This window comes from uncultured Thiocystis sp. (assembly GCF_903866365.1).
Taxonomy (GTDB): Bacteria; Pseudomonadota; Gammaproteobacteria; order Chromatiales; family Chromatiaceae; genus Chromatium.
Genome location: NZ_CAIPNF010000440.1, coordinates 1 through 3,831, shown reverse-complemented (window position 1 = coordinate 3,831; position 3,831 = coordinate 1). Strand labels below are relative to the sequence as shown.

The window sequence follows — 3,831 nt, the reverse complement described above, 5'->3', positions numbered from 1 at the left end:
GTCGGCGACCGTGCCAGCGTTTGGATCCAGCGCACCAACATCGGCTCCTTGCCGTTCCAGCGCGCGGTATCTGGCGCGTTGGCGAGACAGCCCCCAGACCACGAACCCGACGACCTGGCCCAGGATCAAGGTGCCGATCAGGAGTGTAAAGGTCGTGGTGTTCATGGTGTCTGTCCTGTTCGATGAGTGCGTTGGATGGGCAAGTGCGTCGTCCGATGCGGCTTAATCCTCCCAGGGGCCGTGCCCTGGGATGTTGATCTGGCGCTCGCTGTAATCGCCTTCCGCCGCGCCGCGATGACAGGCATTGCATTTGCTCAAACTCCCCACGTCGGGATTGTCCTTGATCAGACGCGCGGGGATCTCGTCGTGCTCTTTCACGAAGTAGGGGTTCGCGCTGATGCGTGGCAGACCGCTGTCGACCCCGGCGCGCGACTCGGCAAATTTGCTCGCCCGTTTCCCGCCCGACCGGTCGGCGCCATTGGCGGTCAGATAGGCGCTGATCTCGTTGCGGAGTTCGTCCGTCAGTGAGGCGTCGTCGCCATAGTGATTGCTGAGTCCAGCGGGCGACATGATCGCCGTCCAGGCACGGGCCGGCAGCAGACCCGGCTGATAGGCCATGTGGCAGGAACCGCATTCTTCGCTATAGGCCACATTGGTCAGCGGAGCGAAATCGGCACGAGGCTGCGACCGCTTGCCGCGCCGGTCATCGTCGTCATCATCGTCGCCAAAGGCCACGCCGGCGGCCCCCAGGGTGAAGATGCCAACGGCCAGAATGGAGAGGATCTGTTGATGATGATTCATTGATATGGTTTCCCGTTGCGTGCGTTTCGATGGTGGACAAGCGGTTCATCAGGCCCGCCAGACTCAATCCTCCCAAGGGCCGTGGCCGGGGATATCGATCTGACTGTCGTTGTAGATGCCTTTGGCCGCGCCGCGATGGCAGGTATGGCATTGGCTGAAACTCCCGACCTCGGGGTTGCCGGCCACCAGCGATGCCGGCACCCGATGATGCTTGCGTTTGAAATAGCGCGTCTCGGTGATGCGCGGCAGCCCGGTCCCCGCCTTGGCGTCAAAGCCAACGGCAAAGGCGCGTGAACGCGGGGCGCTGGCCTGATCGGCTGAATGGGCAACCAGATAGCTGGCGATCTCGGTGCGCAGCGTCTCCGTCAGCGAGGCGTCGTCGCCGTAATGCTCGCCCAGCGCGGCGGGATCCATGACCTGCGTCCAGGCAAGCGCTGGCAGCAGACCCGGCTGATAGGCCAGGTGACAGGCACTGCATTCCTCGCCGTAGGCGGCATTGGCGACCGGAACGACATCGGCACGGGATGCCAGCCAGCCGCCGAGTTTCCCGTTCCGGTTGCCGTCATCGCTGACGGCCACGCCAACCGCGCCGACCATGAGCAGGATGAGGATGCCTTGGTGAGCGGTCATGGATCCCCTCCCGCTTATTGCGTCTTGATATAGGCGATGAAATCGGCCTTCTCGGCGGCCGTGCATTCGCGCCCAATGGTCCATTTGCAGTTGCGCAGCAGCCACTTCTCGATTTTGGCCGGATCGGTCAGCCGTTGCGGATTCACCGAAGGGGCGAGCGGCTCGATGACCTTGCCGGTGTTGGCCTGACGGCCTGGCTGGGTCAGATCGCGTCCGTGACAGGTGGCGCAGCTGCGCGCCGCCGAGCCGTCCGACGCCGGGTATTCCTTGGTCCAACCCGCCTTGCCGGCCGCCGCATCCGCGGCGAGCAGGGGCGTTGAGAGTGTCAGTGCGCCCGTGGCGACCAGAACGATTGCAAGCGGTGATGTCATCAGTCTTCTCTCCGTTTAAAGGCGGTGCGTCTGGCGGTCGCGATGGACCGCGAACCTGGGTGTAGAGTACGGGGGGAAGGCTGACAGAACGCTGTCGGTCATGGTCAGCGATCGGTCAGGTAATCGACAGAACCAGAAGGAAACAACCGAGACGCCGAGCGGTCCTTCGGGTTAACCTTCCAACCGGTCAGGAATGCCGATGTGGCGGCACAAGCGCACGTTACCCTTTCCACTCATGGCGGTTGAGCCATGCAATGGAACCAACGTCAACCCATCTCCCGCCACGCTCCACTGACTAGGCGCGCGCTGTCGATGCTCAACGCCTTCGCCGTGCAAGACCCGATCGCTTCACTGAGGCGAAGACAAAACCCGCTTGAATCGCTCACCACCGAGGACACTGCCAATGAAAACGAACCGGTTACGTCATACACTCGCGTTCTTCCTCTCCGCTGGTCTCGCCCTGTCGTTCTCCGCGCTGGCGGAGGATGGACCCGATGCCGCCAAGGCGCTGGTGGCGAAGGTCGCGGCCTTCTATCAGGCAAACGGCAAAGCGGCAACCATCGAGACACTCAACCAGGCCGATGGCCCGTTCGCCCAGGGATCGCTCTATGCGTTTGCCTACGATCTGACCGGCACCATGGTCGCCCACCCGAAAAATCCCAAGCTGGTCGGTAAGAACCTGATCGATGTGCCAGACGCCGAAGGTAAACTCTTTCGCAAGGACATCATCGAAACCGCCCAGACCAAAGGAGAAGGCTGGGTCGACTATCTGTATAAAGATCCGACGACCAGTCAGCTAGAACCCAAGACCACCTACCTGAAACGACTGGACGACATCGTCGTGTGCGCCGGCACCTATCGGAAATAACCCGTATGCGATCCTCGACCTTCCGGCAGCAACTCTGGTTCATGGTCCTGGTGGTCATGGTGCTGTTGTTGACCTTGGCGGTTTCCGGATGGTGGGGGATCCATCGCGTCCGTCAGAATCTGGATCACCTCTACTCGCAAAGCGTGATTCCCGCCGAAAGCCTGATGCGTACCTTGGATGTGATGCATCGCATCCGCACCCAGGCACTGTTCGCCGTGACCGAAGAGACGGAGGACACCGCGAGCGTCGCCTTGGCCGCACTCCCCGCCCTGGATCAGGCCTTCGCCACGCACTGGCAAACCGTCAACAGCCGTTTCGACGATCCCGATCTGCGCGCGGCGGGGAAGCGTTTCGAGCAGAACTGGGCCGCTTACGTCAAGGCGCGCGATCAGTCGGTCCTGATGATCGAGGTCGGCGACCTGAGTTCCGCCCTGCACAACATGAAGTTCAACGCTGGGAAGCAATTCCAGCAGGCCGATGAGAGCCTCCAGACCATCATCCGTCGCCAGGCGGAACTGGCCAGTTCCTACCAACAAGCGGCGAATCGCATCCAGGCGTGGTCCGAGCGCGGAGTGATCGCGATTGCCCTCATCGGTCTGGCGGTCTTTGCCTTGGTCGCCCTCGGACTGTTCCGCAGGATCGCGCGTCAACTCGGCGGCGAGCCCGCGTTGGCCGCGCGGATTGCCCGCCTGATCGCCGATGGCAAGCTCGACAACGAGATCCCGTTGAAGCAAAGAGACACGGGCAGCCTACTGGCCTCGATGAAGGACATGCAGCAACAGTTGCACGATCGTCTCAGCGCCGAACGGCAAGTCGCGGCCGAGAGCCTGCGCATCCGCCATGCCCTGAACAAGGTGACCCTCCCGGTCACCGTTTCGAATGAGCACCATGTGTTGGTCTATCTCAACGATGCGGCCCAAGCCCTCTGGCAACGCATGTCCGCCGAGATCGCGCGCCGACAACCCGGCTTCGACGTTCACCAATTGATCGGAGGCCGCCTTGCCAACTACTTCGAGGATGAGGAAACGCGCGATGCCTACCGCGCCGAACTGTCCGGTTCGCGCACGCTCGATACGCTTCTGGGCGGGCGGACGCTGAGACTCACGGCCAGCCCGGTGCGGGATGAGGCAGGCGCTTACCAAGGATGCGTGACCCATTGGC

5 protein-coding genes are annotated in these 3,831 nt (G+C 62.4%); 2 read left to right on the top strand and 3 right to left on the bottom strand.

All coding sequences use genetic code 11. The features are described from left to right. Positions 1-222 precede the first annotated feature (222 nt). The 3 genes from QZY07_RS23950 to QZY07_RS23940 form a co-directional block, all read right to left on the bottom strand. Positions 223-801 (bottom strand): diheme cytochrome c, encoded by a 579-nt coding sequence (locus QZY07_RS23950; protein WP_295408378.1) that lies wholly within the window; start codon positions 799-801, stop codon positions 223-225. Between the two features lie 63 nt (positions 802-864). Beyond that, entirely contained in the window at positions 865-1,431 is a 567-nt protein-coding gene (locus QZY07_RS23945) for a cytochrome C (RefSeq protein WP_295408376.1), read from the bottom strand. Between the two features lie 14 nt (positions 1,432-1,445). Further along, entirely contained in the window at positions 1,446-1,802 is a 357-nt protein-coding gene (locus QZY07_RS23940) for a DUF1924 domain-containing protein (protein ID WP_295408374.1), read from the bottom strand. A 403-nt stretch (positions 1,803-2,205) separates the two neighbouring features. On the opposite strand from QZY07_RS23940, the gene QZY07_RS23935 reads away from it, so the two are divergent. Beyond that, positions 2,206-2,670: a cache domain-containing protein gene (locus tag QZY07_RS23935; RefSeq protein WP_295408372.1), complete on the top strand. Its 465-nt coding sequence runs from the start codon at positions 2,206-2,208 to the stop codon at positions 2,668-2,670. Positions 2,671-2,675: 5 nt separating this feature from the next. Beyond that, positions 2,676-3,831 (top strand): MCP four helix bundle domain-containing protein (locus QZY07_RS23930; RefSeq protein ID WP_295408370.1); only part of this gene is annotated, 1,156 nt, incomplete at its 3' end.

Excerpts from the sequence above, each read along its gene's own strand:
- QZY07_RS23950 (WP_295408378.1), bottom strand. The coding sequence starts at position 801 with ATGAATCATCATCAACAGATCCTCTCCATTCTGGCCGTTGGCATCTTC.
- QZY07_RS23945 (WP_295408376.1), bottom strand. The coding sequence starts at position 1,431 with ATGACCGCTCACCAAGGCATCCTCATCCTGCTCATGGTCGGCGCGGTT.
- QZY07_RS23940 (WP_295408374.1), bottom strand. The coding sequence starts at position 1,802 with ATGACATCACCGCTTGCAATCGTTCTGGTCGCCACGGGCGCACTGACA.
- QZY07_RS23935 (WP_295408372.1), top strand. The coding sequence starts at position 2,206 with ATGAAAACGAACCGGTTACGTCATACACTCGCGTTCTTCCTCTCCGCT.